General features: G+C 36.3%; 26 protein-coding genes and 1 pseudogene. 24 read left to right on the top strand and 3 right to left on the bottom strand.

What is annotated here, in order from left to right:
* Positions 1 to 286: 286 nt before the first annotated feature.
* A complete protein-coding gene (gene mnmE / locus D8787_RS08450; protein WP_125422806.1) occupies positions 287 to 1,660 on the bottom strand; it encodes a tRNA uridine-5-carboxymethylaminomethyl(34) synthesis GTPase MnmE in 1,374 nt (457 codons plus the stop codon).
* Positions 1,661 to 1,797: 137 nt separating this feature from the next.
* Positions 1,798 to 1,980 (bottom strand): 4-oxalocrotonate tautomerase, encoded by a 183-nt coding sequence (locus D8787_RS08445; protein ID WP_001117401.1) that lies wholly within the window; start codon positions 1,978 to 1,980, stop codon positions 1,798 to 1,800.
* A 122-nt stretch (positions 1,981 to 2,102) separates the two neighbouring features.
* On the opposite strand from D8787_RS08445, the gene D8787_RS08440 reads away from it, so the two are divergent.
* The 24 genes and pseudogenes from D8787_RS08440 (at position 2,103) to D8787_RS08325 (ending at position 23,362) form a co-directional block, all read left to right on the top strand.
* Positions 2,103 to 2,702: a thymidine kinase gene (locus D8787_RS08440; protein WP_084863496.1), complete on the top strand. Its 600-nt coding sequence runs from the start codon at positions 2,103 to 2,105 to the stop codon at positions 2,700 to 2,702.
* Positions 2,692 to 3,171 carry a GNAT family N-acetyltransferase gene (locus tag D8787_RS08435; RefSeq protein WP_125422803.1) on the top strand — a complete coding sequence of 160 codons (480 nt, stop codon included), beginning with the start codon at positions 2,692 to 2,694 and terminating at the stop codon, positions 3,169 to 3,171. The genes D8787_RS08440 and D8787_RS08435 overlap by 11 nt, the downstream gene beginning before the upstream one ends.
* Positions 3,172 to 3,180: 9 nt before the next feature.
* Entirely contained in the window at positions 3,181 to 4,260 is a 1,080-nt protein-coding gene (prfA, locus tag D8787_RS08430; protein ID WP_001028792.1) for a peptide chain release factor 1, read from the top strand.
* Positions 4,260 to 5,096 carry a peptide chain release factor N(5)-glutamine methyltransferase gene (gene prmC / locus D8787_RS08425; RefSeq protein WP_125422800.1) on the top strand — a complete coding sequence of 279 codons (837 nt, stop codon included), beginning with the start codon at positions 4,260 to 4,262 and terminating at the stop codon, positions 5,094 to 5,096. The genes prfA and prmC overlap by 1 nt, the downstream gene beginning before the upstream one ends.
* The gene (locus D8787_RS08420) at positions 5,080 to 5,682 is read left to right on the top strand and encodes an L-threonylcarbamoyladenylate synthase (protein WP_185776783.1); all 603 of its coding nucleotides are present in this window, start codon (positions 5,080 to 5,082) and stop codon (positions 5,680 to 5,682) included. Before prmC ends, D8787_RS08420 begins: the two co-directional genes overlap by 17 nt.
* Position 5,683: 1 nt before the next feature.
* Positions 5,684 to 6,115 (top strand): GNAT family N-acetyltransferase, encoded by a 432-nt coding sequence (locus D8787_RS08415; RefSeq protein WP_125422794.1) that lies wholly within the window; start codon positions 5,684 to 5,686, stop codon positions 6,113 to 6,115.
* A gap of 59 nt (positions 6,116 to 6,174) precedes the next feature.
* On the top strand, positions 6,175 to 7,431 hold the full coding sequence (glyA, locus tag D8787_RS08410; RefSeq protein ID WP_125422791.1) for a serine hydroxymethyltransferase: 1,257 nt from the start codon (positions 6,175 to 6,177) through the stop codon (positions 7,429 to 7,431).
* A 7-nt stretch (positions 7,432 to 7,438) separates the two neighbouring features.
* On the top strand, positions 7,439 to 8,413 hold the full coding sequence (locus tag D8787_RS08405; RefSeq protein ID WP_185776782.1) for a nucleoid-associated protein: 975 nt from the start codon (positions 7,439 to 7,441) through the stop codon (positions 8,411 to 8,413).
* On the top strand, positions 8,413 to 9,027 hold the full coding sequence (gene pmp23, locus D8787_RS08400; RefSeq protein ID WP_125422785.1) for a cell wall hydrolase Pmp23: 615 nt from the start codon (positions 8,413 to 8,415) through the stop codon (positions 9,025 to 9,027). Before D8787_RS08405 ends, pmp23 begins: the two co-directional genes overlap by 1 nt.
* A gap of 73 nt (positions 9,028 to 9,100) precedes the next feature.
* Positions 9,101 to 10,075 carry a DUF1002 domain-containing protein gene (locus tag D8787_RS08395; protein WP_125422782.1) on the top strand — a complete coding sequence of 325 codons (975 nt, stop codon included), beginning with the start codon at positions 9,101 to 9,103 and terminating at the stop codon, positions 10,073 to 10,075.
* Positions 10,076 to 10,148: 73 nt separating this feature from the next.
* On the top strand, positions 10,149 to 11,510 hold the full coding sequence (gene rlmD, locus D8787_RS08390; protein ID WP_125422779.1) for a 23S rRNA (uracil(1939)-C(5))-methyltransferase RlmD: 1,362 nt from the start codon (positions 10,149 to 10,151) through the stop codon (positions 11,508 to 11,510).
* 311 nt (positions 11,511 to 11,821) lie between these two features.
* Complete coding sequence (locus tag D8787_RS08385; RefSeq protein WP_125422775.1) at positions 11,822 to 12,457, top strand: TetR/AcrR family transcriptional regulator; 636 nt, start codon at positions 11,822 to 11,824, stop codon at positions 12,455 to 12,457.
* A gap of 172 nt (positions 12,458 to 12,629) precedes the next feature.
* A complete protein-coding gene (locus D8787_RS08380) occupies positions 12,630 to 13,370 on the top strand; it encodes an ABC transporter permease (protein ID WP_125422772.1) in 741 nt (246 codons plus the stop codon).
* Positions 13,371 to 13,505: 135 nt separating this feature from the next.
* Positions 13,506 to 14,225: an ABC transporter ATP-binding protein gene (locus tag D8787_RS08375; protein ID WP_125422769.1), complete on the top strand. Its 720-nt coding sequence runs from the start codon at positions 13,506 to 13,508 to the stop codon at positions 14,223 to 14,225.
* Between the two features lie 21 nt (positions 14,226 to 14,246).
* The gene (locus D8787_RS08370; protein WP_125422766.1) at positions 14,247 to 15,929 is read left to right on the top strand and encodes an ABC transporter ATP-binding protein; all 1,683 of its coding nucleotides are present in this window, start codon (positions 14,247 to 14,249) and stop codon (positions 15,927 to 15,929) included.
* A gap of 370 nt (positions 15,930 to 16,299) precedes the next feature.
* Positions 16,300 to 16,887: a Type 1 glutamine amidotransferase-like domain-containing protein gene (locus tag D8787_RS08365; protein WP_125422809.1), complete on the top strand. Its 588-nt coding sequence runs from the start codon at positions 16,300 to 16,302 to the stop codon at positions 16,885 to 16,887.
* 180 nt (positions 16,888 to 17,067) lie between these two features.
* The gene (locus tag D8787_RS08360) at positions 17,068 to 17,811 is read left to right on the top strand and encodes a CPBP family intramembrane glutamic endopeptidase (protein ID WP_125422763.1); all 744 of its coding nucleotides are present in this window, start codon (positions 17,068 to 17,070) and stop codon (positions 17,809 to 17,811) included.
* Positions 17,812 to 18,096: 285 nt separating this feature from the next.
* Positions 18,097 to 18,921, top strand: coding sequence for an alpha/beta fold hydrolase (locus D8787_RS08355; RefSeq protein ID WP_125422761.1), 825 nt, complete (start codon positions 18,097 to 18,099; stop codon positions 18,919 to 18,921).
* On the top strand, positions 18,915 to 19,043 hold the full coding sequence (locus D8787_RS08350; protein ID WP_080977865.1) for an ADP-ribosylglycohydrolase: 129 nt from the start codon (positions 18,915 to 18,917) through the stop codon (positions 19,041 to 19,043). The genes D8787_RS08355 and D8787_RS08350 overlap by 7 nt, the downstream gene beginning before the upstream one ends.
* Positions 19,044 to 19,147: 104 nt before the next feature.
* Positions 19,148 to 19,765, top strand: a complete 618-nt coding sequence (locus D8787_RS08345; RefSeq protein ID WP_125422758.1) for an SAP domain-containing protein — start codon at positions 19,148 to 19,150, stop codon at positions 19,763 to 19,765.
* A gap of 17 nt (positions 19,766 to 19,782) precedes the next feature.
* A pseudogene (locus D8787_RS12165) lies at positions 19,783 to 19,899 on the top strand (hydrolase); the annotation flags it as partial.
* 111 nt (positions 19,900 to 20,010) lie between these two features.
* Entirely contained in the window at positions 20,011 to 20,892 is an 882-nt protein-coding gene (locus D8787_RS08335; RefSeq protein WP_125422755.1) for a diacylglycerol/lipid kinase family protein, read from the top strand.
* Positions 20,893 to 20,955: 63 nt separating this feature from the next.
* A complete protein-coding gene (locus D8787_RS08330) occupies positions 20,956 to 21,447 on the top strand; it encodes a phosphoribosylanthranilate isomerase (protein WP_125422752.1) in 492 nt (163 codons plus the stop codon).
* A gap of 175 nt (positions 21,448 to 21,622) precedes the next feature.
* Positions 21,623 to 23,362, top strand: coding sequence for a glycoside hydrolase family 13 protein (locus D8787_RS08325; RefSeq protein WP_125422749.1), 1,740 nt, complete (start codon positions 21,623 to 21,625; stop codon positions 23,360 to 23,362).
* 136 nt (positions 23,363 to 23,498) lie between these two features.
* Here D8787_RS08325 and D8787_RS11460 read toward each other — a convergent pair.
* Positions 23,499 to 24,470: hypothetical protein (locus tag D8787_RS11460; RefSeq protein ID WP_185776781.1), on the bottom strand; the 972-nt coding region annotated here is incomplete at its 5' end.

Raw genomic sequence — 24,470 nt, 5'->3', positions numbered from 1 at the left:
TCCTCGTTTACTCTCGTGATTTACGCATATAGGTTACGACTACCTTTTTGGACTTTAGAGTTTTAGGCCCCCTTATCCGCTATATACGCCTTACTATCACGTTCCTGTTCGTAGAGCCACGATTTCGCTATCCCTTCCTCTCCCCGCTACCTCACGATAGTCAGGCTTGGGAATCGCTATTGGGTTCACCGGTAGCGGGTGCCCACGGAGGACTTACACCTCAGATGTACGACATGCCCGTCGTACCTATAAAATCCATGACCGCAAAAAGGATCATGGATTTTTCTTATTTTCCTAAACAGAATTGGCTAAAGAGTTGGGTGATGAGTTCATCAGGAGCCGCATCTCCAGTGATTTCACCGAGAATTTCCCAAGTATGGGTCAAGTCAACTTGCAACAAATCAACTGGCATACCTAGTTCAAGACCTTCGTTAACAGCCTGTAGGCTTTCAACTGCCTTTTCAATCAAGGAAATGTGACGGGCATTAGACAAGTAAGTAGCATCTTGCTCAACCAAGCCAGCATTTTCAAAGAAGAGGTTGTTGATTCTCTCTTCAATCTTGTCGATGTTTTGGTTTTTAAGGACTGAAATACGAATAACGTCTTCAGGAAGTTCTGAAGTTTCAATCATTTCTGGTAGGTCAGTTTTGTTAAGAAGAATAATTCGGTTGGTATCCTGACTGATTTCAAGAAGTTGACGATCTTGGACTGTCAGCGGTTCACTAGCATTTAGGACTAGTAGTACTAGGTCAGCTTCCTTGAGGGCTTTTTTCGAACGTTCAACACCGATTTGTTCCACGATGTCATCCGTTTCGCGGATACCAGCTGTGTCAATCAATTTTAGAGGAACACCGTTGATGTTGACGTATTCTTCAATGACATCACGTGTCGTACCAGCAATATCGGTTACGATTGCCTTGTCCTCACGTAAGAGGTTGTTGAGAAGGCTTGATTTCCCAACGTTGGGGCGTCCGATGATGGCAGTGGAAATTCCTTCACGAAGGATTTTACCGCGACGGGCTGTCCTAAGGAGATTAGTTAGCAATTGCTCAAACTCCATAGTCTTCTCACGGACAACAGCAGTAGTAGCTTCCTCAACATCGTCATATTCAGGATAGTCAATATTAACCTCGACTTGGGCAAGAGTATTGAGGATTTCTTGGCGAGTATTATTGATAAGATCAGAAAGGGAACCATCTAGTTGTTTGACAGCAATGTTCATAGCCTTATCTGTCTTGGCACGGATGATATCCATCACAGCCTCAGCCTGTGTCAAGTCCACACGACCGTTTAAAAAGGCACGTTTAGTAAATTCACCAGGTTCTGCCAATCGAGCTCCTTCACGGATAGCTAGCTGGAGAATTTCATTGGTCACCGCAATTCCACCGTGGGTGTTAATCTCTATAATATCCTCACGAGTGAAGGTCTTTGGCGATTTCATGGCTCCCACCATGACCTCGTCCATGACTTTACCAGTCAGAGGATCAACGATGTGACCGTAGTTGAGAGTGTGGCTAGCAACCTGACTCAAGTCTTTTCCTTTAAAAATCTTTTGCGCAATAGCAAAACTTTCTGTTCCGCTCAGGCGGACAATACCAATAGCCCCTTCACCTAGTGGAGTAGAGATAGCAGCGATGGTATCAAATTCACGTGTAATCATAATGTTTCCTTTAATTAATAGCTCTTTTCTTGGAAATTTTTCCAAGTATCCTTTCAAATTGTAACAAATTTAGGTTATTTCTTCAATGGATGCTACTTGGGGATTGAAAAAGCCTAAGCAATTCTGCTTAAGCTAGCTTATTTGGTGCGCATTTCCCCTTGTGGGAAGTAAGTTCCTTCAGGCATGTCGTTGATAATGACATGGACAGCAGACTGAGGTGCTCCTGTGTTGCGAACAACCGCTTCCGTTACTTCCTTAGCAAGAGCTTTCTTTTGCTCGAGCGTGCGTCCTTCAAATAAATCGATGCGTACAAATGGCATAATAGCTTCCTCCACTAGTTTTGATTTCTTCTATTTTACCACATTTTGCCGTTTAAAGCTTAAGAAAATTATGATATACTAGAATGTAGCAAAAATTTAGAAATGGACGTGAAGAAAGAAACATGGCACAGTTGTATTATCGTTATGGGACCATGAACTCTGGTAAGACGATTGAGATTCTCAAGGTGGCCTATAACTATGAGGAGCAAGGAAAAGGTGTTGTGATTATGACTTCAGCTCTGGATACGCGTGACGGTGTTGGCTATGTGTCGAGTCGAATTGGAATGAAACGCCCTGCCATTGCGATTGAGGAGACGACGGATATCTTCGGTTATATCCGGGACTTACCTGAAAAACCATACTGTGTGTTGGTCGATGAGGCCCAGTTTCTCAAGCGTCACCATGTTTACGACCTAGCTCGCGTTGTCGATGAGTTAGACATACCCGTCATGGCTTTTGGTTTGAAAAATGACTTTCGTAATGAATTGTTCGAAGGTTCCAAATATCTTTTGCTTTTAGCAGATAAGATTGACGAAATCAAGACCATTTGTCAGTATTGCAAGAAAAAGGCGACCATGGTCTTGCGAACTCAGGATGGACTGCCCGTTTATGATGGAGAACAGATCCAGATTGGTGGTAACGAAACCTATATCTCAGTTTGCCGTAAACATTATTTTGCGCCCATGATAACTTCTAACAAGGAGCAAAACTATGACAATTGAACTAAGAGATGTTACAATGGAAAATTATTTTGATGTTTTGAATTTGGATGTCAAGGAATATCAAAAACAATTTATTGCAACCAACGCAATTAGTTTAGCTGAAGCATACGTCTACACTAAAAATGGAGATTTTGTAGCTCCATTGGCAGTTTATGATAATGATGCAATTATAGGTTTTGTGATGATAGCTTATGATAAAATGATCGGAATTAGTAGTGGAAATTATTTACTATTTCGTTTTATGATTGATAAGAATTTTCAAAATCAAGGATATTTTAAACCAATTATGGATAAAGTACTAGACTATGTTCGGACAGCGCCAGCAGGTTTAAGCAATAAACTTTGGTTGTCTTATGAACCAGAAAACGAACATGCAAGATCATGTTACCTCAGTTATGGATTTAAAGAAACTGGGGAAATATCCGAGAACGAAGTAGTAGCAATCTATGATTTAACAATTGAGAAATAAGGAGAAAAAATGAACATCTATGATCAACTACAAGCTGTAGAAGACCGTTATGAAGAATTAGGAGAATTGCTTAGTGACCCAGATGTGGTTTCGGACACTAAGCGTTTCATGGATCTTTCCAAAGAAGAGGCTTCTACTCGTGATACGGTAACAGCCTACCGTGAGTACAAACAAGTCCTTCAAAACATCGTTGATGCCGAAGAGATGATTAAAGAATCAGGCGGAGATGCGGACTTGGAAGAAATGGCCAAGCAAGAGCTCAAGGATGCCAAGGCTGAAAAAGAAGAATACGAAGAAAAACTAAAAATCTTGCTCCTTCCTAAAGATCCAAACGATGACAAGAATATCATCCTTGAAATCCGTGGCGCCGCTGGTGGAGACGAAGCAGCACTTTTCGCTGGAGATTTGCTAACCATGTATCAAAAGTATGCGGAAGCTCAAGGATGGCGCTTTGAAGTCATGGAGGCTTCTATGAATGGTGTCGGTGGTTTCAAAGAAGTGGTTGCCATGGTTTCAGGTCAATCTGTTTACTCTAAACTCAAGTACGAATCTGGTGCTCATCGTGTACAACGTGTCCCTGTGACAGAAAGCCAAGGCCGTGTTCATACTTCGACAGCGACAGTTCTTGTTATGCCTGAAGTGGAAGAGGTTGAATACGACATTGATCCAAAAGACCTTCGTGTCGACATCTATCATGCCTCTGGTGCTGGTGGACAGAACGTCAACAAGGTTGCTACTGCCGTTCGTATCGTTCACTTGCCAACCAATATCAAGGTTGAGATGCAGGAAGAACGTACCCAGCAGAAGAACCGTGAGAAGGCCATGAAAATCATTCGTGCGCGTGTTGCTGACCACTTTGCTCAGATTGCACAAGATGAACAAGACGCTGAGCGCAAGTCAACAATCGGTACTGGTGACCGTTCAGAACGGATTCGTACTTATAACTTCCCACAAAACCGTGTCACGGACCACCGTATCGGCTTGACTCTCCAAAAACTAGATACTATTTTGTCTGGTAAATTGGATGAGGTTGTGGATGCCTTGGTGCTCTATGACCAAACACAAAAATTAGAAGAATTAAACAAATAATGAAATTAGCTCAATTATTTTCAGATTTTGAAGAAGAATTGATAAGACAAGGAGAGGAAGCTGAAAGCCTCTCTTTTGTCTATCGTAGCCTGAAAAATCTCTCTTTTACTGACTTTGTCTTTGCTCTTCAGCAGGAAGTGACTGAAGAGGAAGAAGTATTTGTAAAAGGAATTTTCCAACAGTTATCAGCTCATAAACCGGCACAGTATATCATCGGACAGGCAGATTTTTATGGAATGCAGTTAAAAGTGGATGAGCGGGTTTTGATTCCCCGTCCAGAGACAGAGGAATTGGTTGAGCTTATTCTTGCTGAAAATCCTGAGACGAATCTGTCAGTTCTGGATATCGGAACAGGTAGTGGAGCTATTGCTCTTGCCTTAGCAAAAAACAGACAAGATTGGTCAGTAACAGCAGCGGATATTTCCCAAGATGCTTTAGATTTAGCTAGCGAAAATGCTAAAAAGCAAAATCTTCAAATATTTTTAAAAAAATCTGACTGTTTTACAGAAATTTCTGAAAAATATGATATAATTGTTTCCAATCCACCCTATATCTCTCGTGAAGATGAGTCAGAGGTAGGTTTGAATGTTTTGTATTCGGAGCCTCATCTAGCTCTCTTTGCAGACGAGGATGGCCTAGTTATTTACCGTAGAATTGCGGAAGATGCAAAAGACTATCTCAAAGATGGTGGTAAGATTTACCTTGAAATTGGATACAAGCAAGGTCAAAGTGTTCCTGAACTTTTTAGGAAATACCTTTCTGATAAAAGAGTACGAACGCTCAAGGACCAATTCGGTCAAGATAGGATGGTTGTGGTTGATGATGGACAGGATTAGACAAGAGTTAGAAATTGGTGGAGCTGTCGTTCTGCCTACAGAGACTGTTTATGGTCTTTTTGCTAATGCCTTAGATGAAAAAGCAGTGGATCATGTTTACCAGCTCAAACGTCGTCCTAGAGATAAGGCACTCAATCTCAATATCGCCTCTCTAGAGGACATCTTGCACTTTTCTAAGAATCAACCATCTTATCTGAAAAAACTTGTAGAGACCTTTTTGCCAGGTCCCTTGACCCTTATTCTTGAAGCAAATGACAGAGTTCCCTATTGGGTTAATTCTGGTCTTGCAACTGTTGGGTTTCGGATGCCTAGTCATCCCATTACCCTTGATTTGATTAGAGATACGGGGCCCTTGATTGGGCCGTCTGCCAATATCTCAGGTCAGGCAAGTGGTGTAACCTTTGAACAGATTCTGAAGGATTTTGACCAAGAGGTTCTGGGTTTGGAAGACGATGCTTTTCTAACTGGACAGGATTCTACTATCTTGGACTTGTCTGGAGATAAGGTGAAAATCTTACGCCAAGGGGTCATTAAGCGAGAAGATATTCTTGCTCGGTTGCCAGAGATTTCTTTTGAGGAGGCATGAAATGCTAAGAAATTTAAGAGAAACTGATGTGAAAGCCATTTGTGAAATTAACCAAGAAGCCTTAGGTTATTCTTTTAGTCTAGAGGAAACGGCTAGTCAACTAGCTAGACTATCTCAGGATTCCCATCATTTCCTACTTGGCTATGAGGATGAAGTCAGTCATGTCCTACTTGGATATGTCCACGCTGAGGTCTACGAATCCCTCTATTCCAAAGCAGGATTTAATATTTTAGCCTTAGCAGTTTTACCTCAAGCACAAGGGCAAGGTATTGGTAAAAGCTTATTACAAGGGTTGGAAGAAGAAGCAAAAAGACGTGGTTATGGGTTTATCCGCTTAAACTCTGCCGATCATCGTCTGGGTGCTCATGCATTTTATGAAAAAGTTGGTTATACTTGTGATAAAGTGCAGAAACGGTTTATTCGCATCTTTTAGTTTATTTTCTTATTGTAAAACAAACTAAAGGACCAGTCACGCTATAAAGGAGAAGACCTATGATTTTTGATAAAGACGATTTTAAAGCATATGATGCTGATCTCTGGAATGCTATTGCCAAAGAAGAAGAACGCCAGCAAAACAACATTGAGTTGATTGCTTCGGAAAACGTAGTTTCCAAGGCTGTTATGGCAGCTCAAGGGTCTATCTTGACGAATAAATACGCCGAGGGTTACCCAGGACGCCGTTATTATGGTGGAACTGATGTAGTAGACGTGGTAGAAACTCTAGCTATTGAACGTGCAAAAGAAATTTTTGGCGCTAAATTTGCCAATGTCCAACCTCACTCAGGAAGCCAAGCCAACTGTGCGGCTTATATGGCCTTAATTGAGCCAGGTGATACCGTTATGGGGATGGATTTGGCAGCAGGTGGTCACTTGACCCACGGAGCTCCTGTTAGCTTCTCAGGTCAAACCTACAACTTTGTTTCTTATAGCGTGGACCCTGAAACGGAACTCTTGGACTTTGATGCTATTTTAAAACAAGCCCAAGAAGTAAAACCCAAATTGATCGTAGCAGGTGCTTCAGCCTATTCTCAAATTATCGATTTTTCAAAATTCCGTGCAATTGCTGATGCTGTTGGTGCTAAGCTCATGGTAGATATGGCCCACATCGCTGGTTTGGTTGCAGCTGGTCTACACCCAAGCCCAGTACCATACGCTCATATCACGACAACAACGACCCACAAAACCCTTCGTGGTCCACGTGGTGGTTTGATTTTGACTAATGATGAGGAACTAGCTAAGAAGATCAATTCAGCTATTTTCCCAGGTATTCAGGGTGGTCCTTTAGAGCATGTTGTGGCGGCTAAGGCTGTTTCCTTCAAAGAGGTTTTGGATCCATCCTTCAAAGAATACGCTATCAATGTTATCAAAAACAGCAAGGATATGGCGGATGTCTTCTTGCAAGACCCTGATTTTCGTATCATTTCTGGAGGAACTGAAAACCACCTCTTCCTAGTAGATGTAACTAAGGTTGTAGAAAACGGAAAAGTTGCTCAAAACTTGCTGGATGAAGTCAATATTACCCTAAATAAAAACTCAATCCCATACGAAAGCTTGTCACCATTCAAGACAAGCGGAATTCGTATCGGATCGGCAGCCATTACTGCGCGTGGATTTGGTGAAGAAGAGAGTCGCAAAGTAGCTGAACTCATCATTAAAACCCTTAAGAATGCAGAAAATGAAGCTGTCTTAGAAGAAGTGAGAAGTGAAGTCAAAGCATTAACAGATGCCTTCCCACTATACGAGGATTAAAATTTTTATGGACATTTATATTAAGAAAGCCATTATCCATCAGTTCAGCCCAGATGATACCGAGCTGTTCCTAGCGGATAAGTTTCTCAATATCACTCCAAAAATCGAAGAATACCTGCGTAAAAAAATTGAACGTGTGTATTCAGATGAAGCCAAGACTGGGATTTTCGAAGAAGAAAATCCCTTCTTCAATCACATCACCGACGATTTATTGGAGACATCAGTAACACTGGCTAATCTCTGGAAAGAAGAGTTCAGTATTTCTGAAAATCTCAAGACCAATGACTTGATTTTTGTACTCTTTTCTAAAGAAGGCGTGGAGCACTTCGCTTTCTTGCGAATTGCCCTGCGTGAGACTCTGACTCACCTCGGAGGAGAAGTTGACAATCCAATCAAGCTAACTCAGAATAACCTGCCTGGATTTGGAACGGGTGCTGACGAAGCCTTGGTGGTTAATCTTCAGAGTCGCAAGTACCATCTGATTGAAAAACGAATCAAGTACAACGGGACTTTTTTGAACTATTTTTCAGATAATCTTCTTGCTGTCGCTCCTAATATTTCTCCTAAGAAATCTATCAAAGAACTAGAAAAAACGGCACAGCGAATTGCTGAGACTTTTAACACAGATGATTTTCAATTTCAATCTAAGGTCAAATCAGCGATTTTCAATAACCTGGAAGAAAGCAATGAATTGTCGCCTGAAAAATTGGCTAATGACCTTTTTGATAACAACCTGACGGCTCGTTTGAGCTTTATTGATCAAGTAAAGGAAGCTGTACCAGAGCCTGTTCAATTTGATGAAATTGATGCCAGTCGTCAGCTTAAAAAATTTGAAAACCAAAAACTCTCCTTGTCAAATGGAATTGAGCTCATCGTTCCCAATAATGTTTATCAAGACGCTGAGTCTGTTGAATTTATCCAAAATGACAATGGAACCTACTCTATCTTAATCAAAAATATCGAGGATATCCAAAGTAAATAATGTTTAAACGAATTCGAAGAGTGCTTGTACTAGCAGTCTTCCTTTTTGCTGGATATAAAGCTTACCGTGTTCACCAAGATGTCAAGCAGGTCCTGACCTATCAACCCATGGTACGAGAAATCTTGAGTGAAAAAGACACCCCAGCAAACGAAGAGCTTGTGCTCGCTATGATTTATACCGAAACAAAAGGAAAAGAAGGCGATGTCATGCAGTCTAGTGAGTCTGCAAGTGGTTCCACCAACACTATCAATGATAATGCCTCTAGCATTCGGCAAGGTGTTCAAACTCTGACAGACAATCTCTATCTGGCTCAGAATAAGGGGGTTGATGTCTGGACGGCTGTTCAAGCCTACAATTTTGGACCTGCCTATATCGATTTTATCGCCCAAAATGGCAAGGAAAACACCTTGGCTCTGGCCAAACAGTACTCTCGTGAGACTGTTGCTCCCTTGCTTGGTAATACCACTGGAAAGACTTATAGTTATATTCACCCCATTTCCATTTTCCATGGAGCCGAACTCTATGTAAATGGAGGAAACTATTACTATTCTAGACAGGTGCAACTCAACCTTTACATCATCAAATGTTTCACTCTCTTTTCGACATCTGGCTAGCCCAGGTGTTTTTGTTATAAGTTTTCTTTAAGATAGATATATTACTCTAGAAAGGTAAAGGAGGAAAATCCCTATGAGAAAGAAACTCTTTCTGACCAGTGCTGCGGTCTTGTGGGCAGTAACAGCTATGAATAGCGTCCATGCAGCAACAGATGTTCAAAAAGTCATCGATGAAACCTATGTCCAACCTGAATATGTCCTAGGTTCATCATTGTCTGAAGACCAAAAAAATCAAACTCTAAAAAAACTAGGCTACAATGCCTCAACAGACACCAAAGAACTCAAGACCATGACACCTGATGTCTATTCTAAGATTATGAATGTTGCCAATGACTCTAGCTTACAATTGTATTCATCAGCCAAGATTCAAAAGCTAGGTGACAAATCACCACTTGAGGTAAAGATTGAAACACCAGAAAACATTACTAAGGTGACGCAGGATATGTACCGCAATGCGGCCGTAACTTTGGGTGTGGAACACGCCAAAATTACTGTAGCAGCACCTATTCCAGTTACAGGTGAGAGTGCCTTAGCCGGAATTTACTATTCACTTGAAGCTAATGGAGCCAAGGTACCACAAGCCAATAAAGACTTGGCTCAAGAAGAGCTAAAGGCTTTGTCCGATATCAATGCTGAAAACAAGGACAAGTCAGGCTATGATGCTAATAAATTAAATGTTGCCCTAGCTGATATCAAGTCAGGACTCGCCAAAGCTAAAGAAAGTAAGGGAAATCTGACAGAGGAAGATGTCCGTAAAATTGTTGAAGATACCTTGAAAAATTACAAACTTGATCAGGTCATAACAGGAAACCAGATCAATATCATCATCAATTTTGCTTTGAATCTCTCAAAGAGTGATATCCTCAGCAATGCCGATTTCACTAAAACCCTAAATGACCTTAAACAAAGTATTGTTTCACAAGCTGGCGACAGTTTTAAAAATATCAACCTTAACTTTGATGCTGATAAGGCGTTAGAGGACGGTAGTAATTTCCTAAGCGCCCTCTGGCAAGCCCTTGTCAACTTCTTCAAGAGTTTTGGTTCTTAAGAAATTTCATGGTATAATAGATGGTAACCGTAACGTTGCCGTCTTTTTTATCGGCCAATAGAAAGAGAAGAGAATGTTAAAGAAAAATGATATTGTAGAAGTTGAAATTGTTGACTTGACCCATGAAGGTGCAGGAGTTGCCAAGGTAGATGGTTTGGTATTCTTTGTCGAGAATGCTTTACCAAGTGAAAAAATCCTCATGCGAGTTCTCAAGGTCAATAAAAAGATTGGCTTTGGGAAAGTTGAAGAATACCTTGTCCAGTCACCACACCGTAATCAAGACGTAGATTTGGCTTACCTGCGTTCAGGAATCACTGATTTAGGACATCTTGCCTATCCAGAACAGCTCAAGTTTAAAACCAAGCAAGTCAAGGACAGTCTATACAAGATTGCTGGGATTGCTGATGTAGAGGTTGCTGAAACACTTGGCATGGAAAATCCAGTCAAGTACCGCAACAAGGCACAGGTGCCTGTTCGTCGTGTTAATGGTGTCTTAGAAACTGGATTTTTCCGTAAGAATTCCCACGACCTCATGCCACTGGAAGATTTCTTTATCCAGGATCCTGTAATTGACGAGGTAGTAGTAGCCCTACGCGACTTGCTCCGTCGTTATGATTTAAAACCTTATGATGAAAAGGAACAAGCTGGCTTGATTCGAAATCTTGTGGTGCGTCGTGGGCACTATTCAGGGCAAATCATGGTCATTTTGGTGACAACTCGTCCCAAAGTTTTTCGTGTGGAGCAAGTGATTGAACAATTAACCAAGCAGTTCCCAGAGATTGTGTCGGTTATGCAAAATATCAATGATCAGAACACCAATGCAATTTTTGGTAAGGAATGGCGCACACTTTATGGACAAGACTTTATTACTGACCAGATGTTGGGAAATGACTACCAAATCGCTGGACCAGCCTTTTATCAGGTCAATACTGAAATGGCTGAAAAACTTTATCAAACAGCCATTGACTTTGCTGAATTAAAAGAAGATGATGTGGTCATTGATGCCTATTCTGGTATCGGGACGATTGGCCTCTCTGTTGCGAAACATGTCAAAGAAGTTTATGGTGTTGAAGTAATTCCAGAAGCGGTTGAGAATAGTAAGAAGAATGCTCAACTGAACAATATTTCAAATGCCCACTATGTCTGTGATACAGCTGAAAATGCTATGAAGAATTGGCTTAAAGATGGGATTCAACCAAGTCTTATCCTAGTGGATCCACCAAGAAAAGGACTCACTGAGAGTTTTATCAAAGCTAGTACTCAAACAGGAGCTGATCGCATCGCCTATATCTCCTGCAATGTCGCTACTATGGCGCGTGATATCAAACTCTACCAAGAATTGGGATATGAATTGAAGAAAGTCCAGCCGGTGGATCTTTTTCCTCAGACGCATCACGTGGAGTGTGTAGTGTTGCTACAACGAACAAGAAGGTGAAAATCCTTGATTTTAAGCTATTTTACAAGCATTTTGTATTTGTAGATAAAGGCAATTTTGACGTCAAAAAAGTCCTGAAAAGGAACATAGATGTATATGTCTTTGTAGATGTCGTTTGCGCATCGGAAAAATGAATACAACAATAAATATTTATCTAAAGAGAGAACAATTGTATATTGTTCTCCTTTTTTTATTTTCAGGAGGGAAAATGAATGGCGTAAAATTATAGTAAATAACAAGAAACTTGACATTATGAGTTGAGTACATTATAATAGAAATACATACCGATAGTATGATAGAAGAGGAATATAATGGCAAGGAATAGAAATCCGGAAGAAACAAGAAGGAAAATATTAGAAGTTTCGAAAGATTTATTTTTAGAAAAAGGATTTGATAATACCTCAATACAAGATATAATCGATGGGTTAGGTGGATTGACGAAAGGTGTTATTTATCATCATTTCGCGTCTAAAGATGAAATATTGCAATCAATCATTAGCGAAAATAATCAAGAAATTTTAAATTACAATTGGAGAGGAGATACTGCATTAGAAAAAATACAAAATTCTTTGATGGATGCGTTCTCTAATTTAGAACAACAAAGATTAGTATACTCTGTCTCAATTATGCTAAGAAGTCCACGTTTGTTAGGAGAGCAGTATTTAAGTTTATTTTCTGATTTTTTACCAGGAATTAGAGAAAAAGTTTTCGAAGGTGTTAAAGATAAATCAATTAAAACAGAATATCCTGAAGAGCTAGCTGATTTGATTGTGTTGACTTTGAATATTTGGATTGGATTCCAAATTTCTGTTTTTTCAGTAGAAGAATTAAAGAGTAAAATGAAGTTCATTAAACTAACTTTTGAAGGTTTGGGAGTGCAGTTGATTACTGATGAAATGATGGAAGTAATTTTCCAATTATTTGATCACTTAAAAGGTGCCAAATAAATTTTAAGTATTGATATTTTAAAAAATACCATACTCTAGATATGGTATTAAAAATTCCATTATACATACCTTCAGTATGTTTGTTTTTTTGAATTTCAACATACCAGAAGTATGTAAGGTGCTTTGAGAATAGTGTAATTAATATTAACAAAATTTTTTGGAGGAAAAATCTATGTTGTCGCTTATTAAAATTGAATTAAATAAAGTTTCAAAATCTAAATTATTTTTAGCCTGGTTGTGTACTATATTCATAGTGTTAGGTATTACAGCAATCATTATTATGGGATTAGGTACTGACAATAAACTAGGAGAATTCACTGGACAGGATTCTAATGTTATTAGAGTTACTGGTAAATGGGAAGGTTGGGCGATTGTAGCTTCATTGTTTTCATCTTTATTTACCAAAGCAGCATTTTTGATTTTTGAATCTTATTTATTATCTACGATTATTATTGATGAATTTAAACGAAGAACAATTTTTCAGTTGTTTTCCTACCCTGTTTCTAAAATAAAGTTATTATGGGGAAAAGTGCTTACAGTAATTCTGATATCATTTATTGCTCATTTTACTGCACATTTAGTTATTCAATTATTAATTAAATTAGTAGCAGTTTTAACTGAATCAAATTATATCCCAGTAGCTAATCAAATGATTAACTTAGCTGGAATTACGGTTGGAACAGTATTAATCGGAATACTACCTTTTGTTTTAGGTATGATTAGGCATTCAATAGCAATAACAATGCTTTCAGGACTTGGTTTAGCAGCGTTACTTTCGAATGTAAGTCCAGGCAGTTTAACTAATAATTTTGTTGATAACTTATTCTTCTTAATATTTGCTAGTTTCATAAGTTTAATGATTGTTTCATTTTCAATTTATACTATTTCAAGAAAAGATATTAATATCAAGTAGTATAGCTAAATTTAATGGAAGGGAAGTGCTAATTTTGTGATGATTTATTTAAACGAAGAGACTGTATAAGTTGGTATTTATGCTCCTGAAGAAAAATCCTTGCATTTAAAGCTAGATATAGAAAGAAAGATAGAAATGAGAAATATTGTTGAAGTAAAAGAAGTTTTTAAAACAATTGATAAGGAAGAAATTTTAAGTGGTATCAACCTTCAAATTGCTGAAGGAGAAATCTATGGATTTTTAGGACCAAATGGCGCAGGGAAAACAACTTTAATGAAATGCATGTTATCCTTATCAACTGTTACATCTGGTAGTATTGAAATCTTTGGAAAAAATTTACAAGATCACAGAGAGGAGATTCTAAGTCAGGTTGGAAGTGTTATTGAAACACCAATTTTTTATGATAATTGCACTGCAAAAGAAATTTTAGAAATTCACGCTCAGTATATGGGGAAAAATATTATTGAATCAGATATAATAAGAGCCTTAAGAATGGTCGGATTAAAGAATACGACTAAAAAAGTAAAAGATTTTTCGTTAGGAATGAGGCAAAGGCTTGGTTTAGCTCGTGCCTTTCTAACAAAACCTAAATTGTTAATTTTAGATGAGCCAATCAATGGTTTAGATCCAATAGGAATTCAAGAAATTCGAAATCTTTTGTTGTCTCTTTCTAAGGAGCATGGAATTACAATACTAATATCGAGTCATATATTATCGGAAATTTCACAGATAGCAGATAAAATTGGTGTTATCAAAAATGGAGAAATTGTAGAACAGGTCTCTATGAAAGAGATTAGGAGAGAGAATATTGACTTAGAAGAATATTTTATGTCACATTTTCTAAATGAAATGTAAGAATTACGAGGTAGATTAGGAATGAAACAATTGACAAAGTACCATAAGAAGTCTTTTTATACTTTCATGATTTTTAATATATTAGTTCCTTTAACTAATATTGCTTTTGCTTATTCTATTAAAATTATAATTGATAGTGGAATGTCCCAAAATAGGGAAGATCTAACCCAAGCGATACTAATAGGTGCTATCGTAATATTTATCTATGCCAGTCTTAATTTTATATCCCTTCGATTAAGAAATAAACTTGTTAGGCAGATTATGTCAAGATACAAAAATAAGGTGTTTAAATCTATTTTAGATAGGGATTATAGAGAATTTTCTAAGGAAAAATCAGGGAAATTTATTTCAATATTAACTGAGAACATGAAGAAAATTGAGCAGGATTATTTGCACCAGTATTTTAATATTTCAAAAAATATTTCCTTAATGATTTTCTCACTAGTAGCCATGTTTATAGGCAATTGGTTTTTGACCTTATTAGTTATCATTGCTAGCATTATTCCTATGATGATTTCAGGATTTATTGGACAAAAATCAGCCTCTCTACAAAATAGTTCTATGATAGCCGATCAGAAATATTTAGCTAAGGTTAAAGATATTTTAGCAGGGTTTCTAGTTATAAAAAGTTTTAATGTGAAAGAGGCTATCCGTCAAGATTACAAAAACGAAAGTGAAAAATTGGATGAGATATATTTCATCAAAGGGAAATTTGATGTTTTATCTAATGTTATTTCTCAACTTTCAGGGATGATTGTTTTTTTAGTAGCCTTTGGTGGAGGAATGTATCTGGTCTTCGGTGGGCATACCACAATTGGGAGTGTTACAGCTATTGTTCAACTAGTCAATTTTGTAGTAATGCCACTAAATGAAATTGGTATGGGAATGAGTAAATTCCGCGAAGGTCAGGCTACACTGAATTCATTTGAGGTAAAAGATGTAATCGAACTTCAAACTGGTAAAACGAAAGAATATTTTGATGATGTCATTTCTTTTTCAAATGTAGATTTTTCCTACCCTAATGCTGAGGAAAAGATTTTTAATCATTTATCTTTGCATATCAAAAAGGGGGAAAAAATTGCAATAGTAGGTATGTCAGGTAGTGGAAAATCAACTTTACTCAATCTATTACTGCGTTTCTATGATGTAACAAGTGGGTATATCTCAATTGATAATCAAGATTTGCAAGCTATTTCAGCAGAGAGCCTTTATAACTTAATGACTATTGTTCAGCAAGATGTTTATATCTTTGATGATACTTTAAAAGCAAATATTACCCTTAGTCAATCCTTTAATGAAGATGATATAAAAAAAGCTGTACAGCAGTCTGGCTTAGAAAGTTATATTTTAGAAAATGAATTAGGTCTACAAACTTTATGTGGCGAGAATGGATCAAATCTATCTGGGGGAGAAAGACAGAGACTTAGTATTGCGCGTGCTTTAATTCGAAAAACACCAATCTTATTATTAGATGAGGCTACCTCGTCTTTAGATAATAAAGTTACTACTGAAATTGAAAATTCAATTTTAGAAATTCAAGATTTGACGGTTCTTGTTGTTACGCATAAGTTAAATAAGAGCATGTTGAAGAAATACAATAGAATTCTTTTTATGAAAAATGGAGTTATTGTTGAAGATGGTTCTTTTGATAACTTGATGGATAGGAAAGGTGAATTTTATAAATTGGTTGAGTTGAGTATGTAATTCTCTTTCGTTTTATAGTATAATTCTATAAAACACTCTATTACTTTCGTTTTATAATATAGATGTTGACTAGCACCACATGTTGAGGCGGTATCACTACTTGTACAAGCTGAGGCATCAGAGAAGTAGAAGTAAATGATCTCCCATACGGTAGGACTCGTAGAATGAGGAGGGAAAACGACGAAATGATACGGCAAGTCCGAATCGTCTAGTATGTAGTATTGCTGGTGCGATCTTAGTCAGTTTATAATAAAATGATATGTTTAATGATGTGTTTTAAGAAAAAATTATAATTTCAAAACGTGAATAAACTTGTTTAAACTTTATGTATCTTTAGAAAGTGTGAAAGTTAGACGAACAAATTTTTTTGATGGGTGGAAATCCGTCGATAAAGAACCATACGATTGTTAACAAAATTGTGTCATCAAGGAAGATCGAAAGAATTGTCATTTTTACAGTTTATCGAGAAAATTGGGAACCGTACATGAAAAAGTACACGGAAGTTTTCCGAAGCCATTTTTCTAACCTAAAAACTGATTACTTACTCTTGGATACTGAGCAGATTAATTTTGATAGCTATCTAGATGCTGATCTAGTTATTATTGGTGGTGGAAATACGGAAAAGTATTTAGCTACTTACGTCAATCAGCAGTTCAAAAATTATATCGATCGTATGCTGAATAAAGGGGCGAAAGTTATGGGATTTTCTGCAGGAGCCCTATTATTAGGAGAAAAAGTCTATGTTTCACCTAATGATAATTCAGATTATCAGATAAAGATAAAAAATGGATTAGGAGTCTTTAGTCAGTTTTTAATTAGTGTTCATTATGATTCCTGGAATGATAAAGCTAATAAGGATAGAGCTGAAGAACTCGTTAATGTTCCCATAATTCCACTAAATGATCATTCCTGTCTTGTATTGGATAAACTTGGAAACATCACAGAGAAAATTGACTAGTTTTAATCATGCGAATCTGAATCTACGAAACTAAAGTATTGACGAAATGAATAATGAAAAGCCTTGATTTTAAGGCTTTTTTTGTGTTTTTATGATAGAATATAGGTAGTTATAATCGAGAGCAACTAAGAAGCAGTAAAAAAATATTATACGTAGAATAATCAAGATCAGGAAGATAAAATGACAGAAATTGACAAAAAGAATTTAAAAAATTATCTTTATTTTACATTTGGAATTACTTATATAGCTTGGGGGCTTCTTGCCATATTTACTCAATCTCATATTTTTGGATTAGAAACATTTATAGGGAGAATATTACATATAGTAGGTGCACTTGGTCCAGCTATTGCAAGTGGCTTTTATTTGAAAAGGAATAATATAAAATTTAAACATTTTGTATTTAATAAAAGAAAAAATAGTAGTATTTACTTCATTATTCATTTGTTAGCAATTTTGATACTATTCTCTGTATCTTCCTTAGAATTAAACGGAGTATCAATTTATCTGATGCCGCTATTCTTTATACAATTAATTTTTTTTGGTGGTGGACATGAAGAATTAGGATGGAGAGGTATATTACAACCGTTACTTGATAAAAAATATACTTATTGGCAATCTAATTTGATTGTAGGATCAATTTGGGGGATTTGGCATCTGCCTTTATGGTTTATAGTTGGAGAAAGCCATCAAGGATTTCCTTTTATTTTATTTTTTATATATACATTATTTTTAAGTTTTGTTTTAGGTCTTCTTTACCGTCAAACGAAATCTGTGGGGTACTGTCTATTATTTCATGCGTTCGCAAATTTGTTAAATCTCTATTTTGTGTTAAAAATTAATGTTATTTTTATTGTCATTTTTATTGGTTATTTTATTTATACTATATTGGCTAGTAATAGAATTAGTAAGGAAACAACATTTTAAAATTTAAATCAGCATATCCATTATTGAAAGTAACGATTTGCTAATTAGATGATCTATGTTAGAGAATTATCTATTATAATTTAAAGTGGAGTGATGAATGTCGTTTCTTTTGGAAGTAGTGATAATCTTTCCGTTCCACAGTATCATTTTAAAATGATTTTCATTGTCTTTTGTTTATTAGTATAAAAGAAAAATATTATCACATGTTGAGGCAGTATCACTGCTTGTACAAGCTGATTAAACAAGGATGTAGCTAGTGAAAGTCCTACAGTAAGGAGTTTAAACATGAAATTCCATGAATTTGGTAATAAGAATTTGCCTCCTATTTTACTGATACATGGTGGTGGCAGTTCTTGCTGGAATTATCTTCGTCAAGCACGTATCTTGTCAGAAAAATACCGTATTATTCTACCCACTTTGAATGGCCACGGCGAGGAATATCAACTTGATTATGTTTCTACTGAAGATTCGGCTTTGGAGATTCTAGACTATATCAAAGCAAACTGTGGTGGGAAATTGTTTGCAATCGGTGGTGTTTCACTTGGTGGTCAAATTGCCATGGAGCTTTTATCTTTAGATAGTGAAATTGCTGAGAAGGCCATTATAGACGGAAGCCTCTGTATTCCTCAACCAAGGTTAGCTAAAATCAGCATCTTTCTAGTGTCTCTATTTGGTAAACTGATGTTCAATAAATTCTCTTGCAAACTTCAGTTAAGCATGATGAATAAACTCTATCCTAAACTGGCTTATCCAGAGGAAATAAAAGCTTATTATTTGGAGGATCTGCCAAGGACGCCTGTCAAAACATTGGTGACCATTTACAAAAACTATATGGGGCATTACAAGCTGAAAGATATGATTTCTGCTAGCAAGGCTCATGTTCTGTATATCTATGGTGAAAAAGAATTGAACTGTGTGAAAGAATCAGCAAAATTATTTCATCAGGTACATTCAAATACAATTTTGTATGAAGCAAAGGGGTATAATCACGGTTATTTATCATCTTACCTACATCAGGAGTGGATTGATTTAGTTGAGCCATTTTTAAAGAGTGAACCATTGGGAATGTGTAATGAATCTGATGTGTCACAAGGAGGAAACGGATGCTAGGTGCAATAGTTGGAGACATTGTAGACTCTGTTTACGAATGGAACAATATCAAAACAAAGGATTTTCCTTTATTTCTTGAGGATTGTTTTTTCACGGATGATACGGTAAGTCCGAACCGTTGAATGTGTAAGTTTGTTAGTGAAACGAAGTTAAACGTCAAAACAATGAAACTAAAACTCCATTATTTTGATATGACAACCTAAATTGATTTTAAGGAGGTGTTATATTGATAGAAAGCAGACCTGAGTTTGATAAAATCGTATCATTCGATGAGTTTAATAAATATTATTGGTATCGTGATGAACTTTCACAGATATGCAAGTCATTAGGTCTTGAATATAAGGGTACTAAACAAGAACTCAATCATATTATTGAGCAGTACTTTAAGGGTAATTTGATTAAAAAATCATCAATAAAAAGGAAAAAGAAACTAGTAGAAGTCGTTACCTTAAATACGCCCTTACTTGAATGTGGATTTTCCTTTAATACACACTTTAGAGAATATTTCTCAACTTTAACAGATGTTTCACCCTTTAAATTTACTGCTGATATGGCGACTGCTTGGCGAAAAGTAAAAAGAGAAAATGATTTGAGTTTTACAATCCAAGATATGCTAAAAGTTTATTATGGAAATTCAGATTATGCCAAGTATGATCATTCGGTTTGTCAATGGAACCAATTTCTAAAGAATTTCTGTGCAGATGAAAATAGTCTTAACTACTCAAACAAGTTAAAAGTCGCTTCTATTCTTTGGAAAGAAGTTAGAAATTCAAGTAATGAAAAAATTTATTCAAAAAATCTTTTGACCGAATATGCTGATAAAATAAAAGAGTATGGTAAGTAGAAACGCCTTCTCACTTGGTGGCAGAGGCAGCTTATGGTATTCCTTATTGGATAAAGGAAAAGGCCTATTCTTACTTGGATGAACACTTAAAGGATGTAGTTATACGATGGGAAAATAGAATAAAAGCGTATTAATCTCCAGTACGTCATATTTCTCTTTTCTGTATTTTCATTGTATAATGAGGGGATAGTTAGATGCGTATGATGAAATATAACCATTTCTAACGGATTTCGAGGTGAAAATCAATGAAAAAGGCAATGTTAATTATCAACCCTACCTCTGGTGGGGAGAAGGCTTTGGATTATAAAGAAAAACTGGAGAATAAAGCAAAAGAATACTTTGAATATGTTGAAACCAAAATTACAGAAAAAGCACTGGATGCAACACATTTTGCTGAAGAAGCTTCTCGTGAACAGTACGATGCAGTAGTTGTTTTTGGTGGAGACGGTACTGTCAATGAAGTCATTTCAGGTATCGCTGAGAGAGACTACATTCCTAAGTTAGGTATTATCCCTGGTGGTACGGGTAACCTTATTACAAAACTTTTGGAAATCAATCAAGACATCGATGGCGCGATTGATGAACTCAATTTTGATTTAAGCAACAAGATTGATATAGGTAAATCAAACGACAATTATTTTGGTTACATCTTTAGTATAGGTTCTGTTCCAGAAGCGATTCACAATGTTGAAATTGAGGACAAGACGAAATTTGGTATTTTGGCCTATGCTGTTAATACCATGAAGTCTGTTATGACGGATCAGGTCTTTAACATTAAGGTTGAGACAGAAAATGGAAATTATGTTGGTGAAGCTAGCCATGTTTTGGTTCTCTTGACAAATTACTTCGCTGATAAGAAAATCTTTGAAGAAGACAAAGATGGCTATGCCAATATTTTGATTCTAAAAGATGCCTCTATATTCTCTAAATTATCCGTCATTCCTGATTTACTAAAAGGAGATGTTGTCAGCAATGATAATATTGAGTATATCAGAGCACGTAATATTAAGATCTCTTCAGATAGTGAATTGGAGTCAGATGTTGACGGCGATAAATCAGATAACCTACCTGTAGAAATTAAAGTCCTAGCTCAACGAGTAGAAGTATTTTCAAAACCGAAAGAGTAGAAATTAAAAATTAGTTTATTTTTCACTGCGAAATCGAGTTTCATATCAACAATTGGAGGAGGAATGAATTCTCTATTTGATGAATTTCGAACAATTTGTTCTCATTTAAACCAAGTCGGAATCACTCCGACGCTCATGGGGTCTTTGGGGTTTGAATACCGTTCAAATGAAGAATGGCAGCCGTCTGACATTGACATTCATGTTCCTGGAGATCCTAGAGGTTGGGAAGCACCTGATCATCTCAGAATTTATGACTGGGACAAGATAATGAAAGTGATGAAACACTTAGGCTATGCCTTAATAGATATTCATGAGCATGAATTCAAAAAAGATGGGCTGAGTGTTGAATTCGGAAGTATCGATTCTTTACCTGATTTTGCAGGAGTTTCGGAATCGGATATAGAGCTGATTCATCTCGAAAACATCACTTTTCGCGTTCCAAGTTTAGAACAGTATTTAAGTATTTACAAGGCTTCTTCCCAAGATTCTTATCGAAATGAGCAAAATAACAATAAGGATTTTAAAAAAATTGAGTGGCTGGAAAGACATTTGTAAATCATCATTTGAAAAGTAGCAAGTTGTAAGACTGGCTGCTTTTTTATTTATAGAACCAAATCACTAGAATCTACGGACAAGCCTTGAAAATAAAATACGAAAGTAGTATACTAAAATCACAATTATGAAAACGTTTGCGTCGCAAATGCAACCAAGTAAATCAGGAGACAAATTGATGGAATCAAGTGCTATTTACCATAGGCCTGAGTCGGAGTATGCTTATCTTTATAAGGACAAGAAACTTCATATTCGGATTCGAACTAAGAAAGGGGACATTGAAAGCATCAACTTGCATTATGGTGATCCTTTTATCTTTATGGAGGAGTTTTATCAGGATACAAAAGAAATGTCCAAGATAACTTCTGATGCCTTATTTGATTATTGGCAAGTTGAAGTGTCAGTTGACTTTGCACGTATCCAGTATCTCTTTGAACTCACGGATACAGAAGGCCAAAGCATTTTGTATGGCGATAAAGGGTGTGTGGAAAATTCTCTAGAAAATCTTCATGCCATTGGAAACGGATTTAAGTTGCCTTATCTTCATGAAATTGATGCATGTCAAGTGCCAGACTGGGTTTCAGATACGGTATGGTATCAGATATTTCCTGAGAGATTTGCCAATGGAAATACTCTATTAAACCCAGAAGGGACTTTAGACTGGGATTCATCTATCACACCTCAGAGTGATGATTTCTTTGGTGGTGATTTACAGGGGATTATTGACCATCTGGATTACTTGCAAGACTTGGGAATTACTGGACTTTATCTTTGTCCTATCTTTGAATCTACGAGCAATCACAAGTACAATACGACGGATTACTTTGAAATTGACCGTCATTTTGGAGACAAGGAGACCTTTCGGGAGCTGGTCGAGCAAGCGCATCAGCGTGGCATGAAAATCATGCTGGATGCTGTATTTAACCATATTGGTTCGCAATCGCCTCAATGGCAAGATGTTGTCGAAAACGGTGAGGAGTCCGTTTACAAAGATTGGTTCCATATTCAACAATTCCCAGTGACAACTGAAAAGCTAGCCAATAAGAGAGATTTACCCTATCATGCTTTTGGTTTCGAGGACTATATGCCTAAGCTAAATACAGCCAATCCAGAGGTTAAGGGCTATCTTTTAAAGGTTGCGACTTATTGGATTGAAGAGTTTGATATTGATGCTTGGCGTTTGGATGTTGCTAATGAGATTGACCATCAGTTCTGGAAGGATTTTCGCAAGGCTGTTTTAGCTAAAAAGCCCGATCTTTATATTTTAGGAGAAGTCTGGCATACGTCTCAGCCTTGGCTAAATGGAGATGAGTTCCATGCGGTCATGAATTATCCTTTATCTGATAGCATCAAGGACTATTTCTTACGTGGTATTAAGAAGACGGACCAGTTCATCGATGAAATCAATGGCCAATCTATGTATTACAAGCAGCAGATTTCAGAAGTTATGTTTAATCTCTTGGATTCGCATGATACAGAGCGAATCTTGTGGACGGCCAATGAGGATGTTCAACTGGTCAAATCAGCTCTAGCCTTTCTCTTTTTACAAAAAGGAACACCCTGCATCTATTACGGAACCGAGTTAGCTTTAACCGGAGGACCAGACCCAGATTGTCGACGTTGTATGCCTTGGGAACGCGTATCAAGTGACAATGATATGCTGAATTTCATAAAGAAGCTTATTAATATTAGAAAACAAGCATCATCAATCATTCAGTATGGCAAGTATAGCCTAAAAGAAATCAAAGCTGATATAGTAGCCTTGGAATGGAAATATGATGGCCGAATCCTCAAAGCCATTTTCAACCAATCAAAAGAAGATTATCATTTACAAAAAGAAGCAGTAGCACTAGCAAGCAATTGCCAAGAATTAGAAAATCAGCTTGTCATCTCTCCAAAAGGATTTGTGATCTATTGAGAAAAGTCTAGGGATTAGTTTGTTGTCTGAATAAGAGGGATTCTTATGTCAAAAATAGTTAAGGATAACTGATTTGAATTGAAAGAGTTAAGGTTTTCTGTATATACTTTATATGATTTGTTGACTTAATAATTACTTACATGTTTGAAGGTAGTTCATTTTTAGTTTCTAATTCTGTTATTAACTTCTCAATTTTATTTTTACTTTTTTTACTAACAGAAAGTTTCTTCTTATTCAGAATTTTTATATATAATTCAATGTTGTTTATTGAGTTTTTTATACTCAGTAAGTCACTTACTCGATATTGGTTGATAACTCTCTCATCAATATCGTTAATTTTAGAATGTTGATTAATGTATTTTATTAGTGCATTCTTTTTATGGTTTCTATTATCGGATTTTTTCTTAAGTGTCTTTTTTGGAATTTGAACCAGAGATTTCATCGCATCACTTTCTAGGGTTTCGATATTAATTTTATTTGTAAATGAATCTTTGTAGTTTTTTATTAGTTTATCAAAGGTTTGTAAAGAAAAGGAAGGTTTATTCAGTTGTTCGGTGATAAAACCTTTATCTTTATCTAAAGTGTTAAGTATTTCTTTATAATGTTCTCTAGAAATCTCACTTTGAACATTTGTTAGTTCTTCCCATAAAATGTTAGGGTTGAAAATATTAAACGGGATTTCTTGATTATCTTGCTCCTTGTAGGCACTTATTATAGATCTGAAAGAATTAATATTAGAGGTAATGTACAAATTATCTGGTTCATGTAAGTAAATTTTGATATTGCTGAAAATATTAGAATCTATATAATTTAATAATTTTATTATAGTATTTTTGGAACCATGAGTGTTTAGTTTATCATAAATATTTTCATAACTATCAATTTGTTTATCTTCAAAAATGGATAAAATAGCTAATAAAGTTAAAGCATTTAATGAAATCTTTTCCTTCTCCCATAAAGTCTTGTAAAATTCCTTTCGCTCAGATCTAACTTTTTGGAAATCAGAGGGATCAAATATTATTACTGGTATTTTATTATTTATTTTTTTACTAATTAAATCTAATAGATTCTGTTCTAAGAGTTGTTTATTTGTTTTATCGGAAATATG

The organism is Streptococcus mitis, from assembly GCF_003944325.1.
Lineage (GTDB): Bacteria > Bacillota > Bacilli > Lactobacillales > Streptococcaceae > Streptococcus > Streptococcus mitis_CW.
This window is presented reverse-complemented; position numbering and strand designations above follow the sequence as displayed.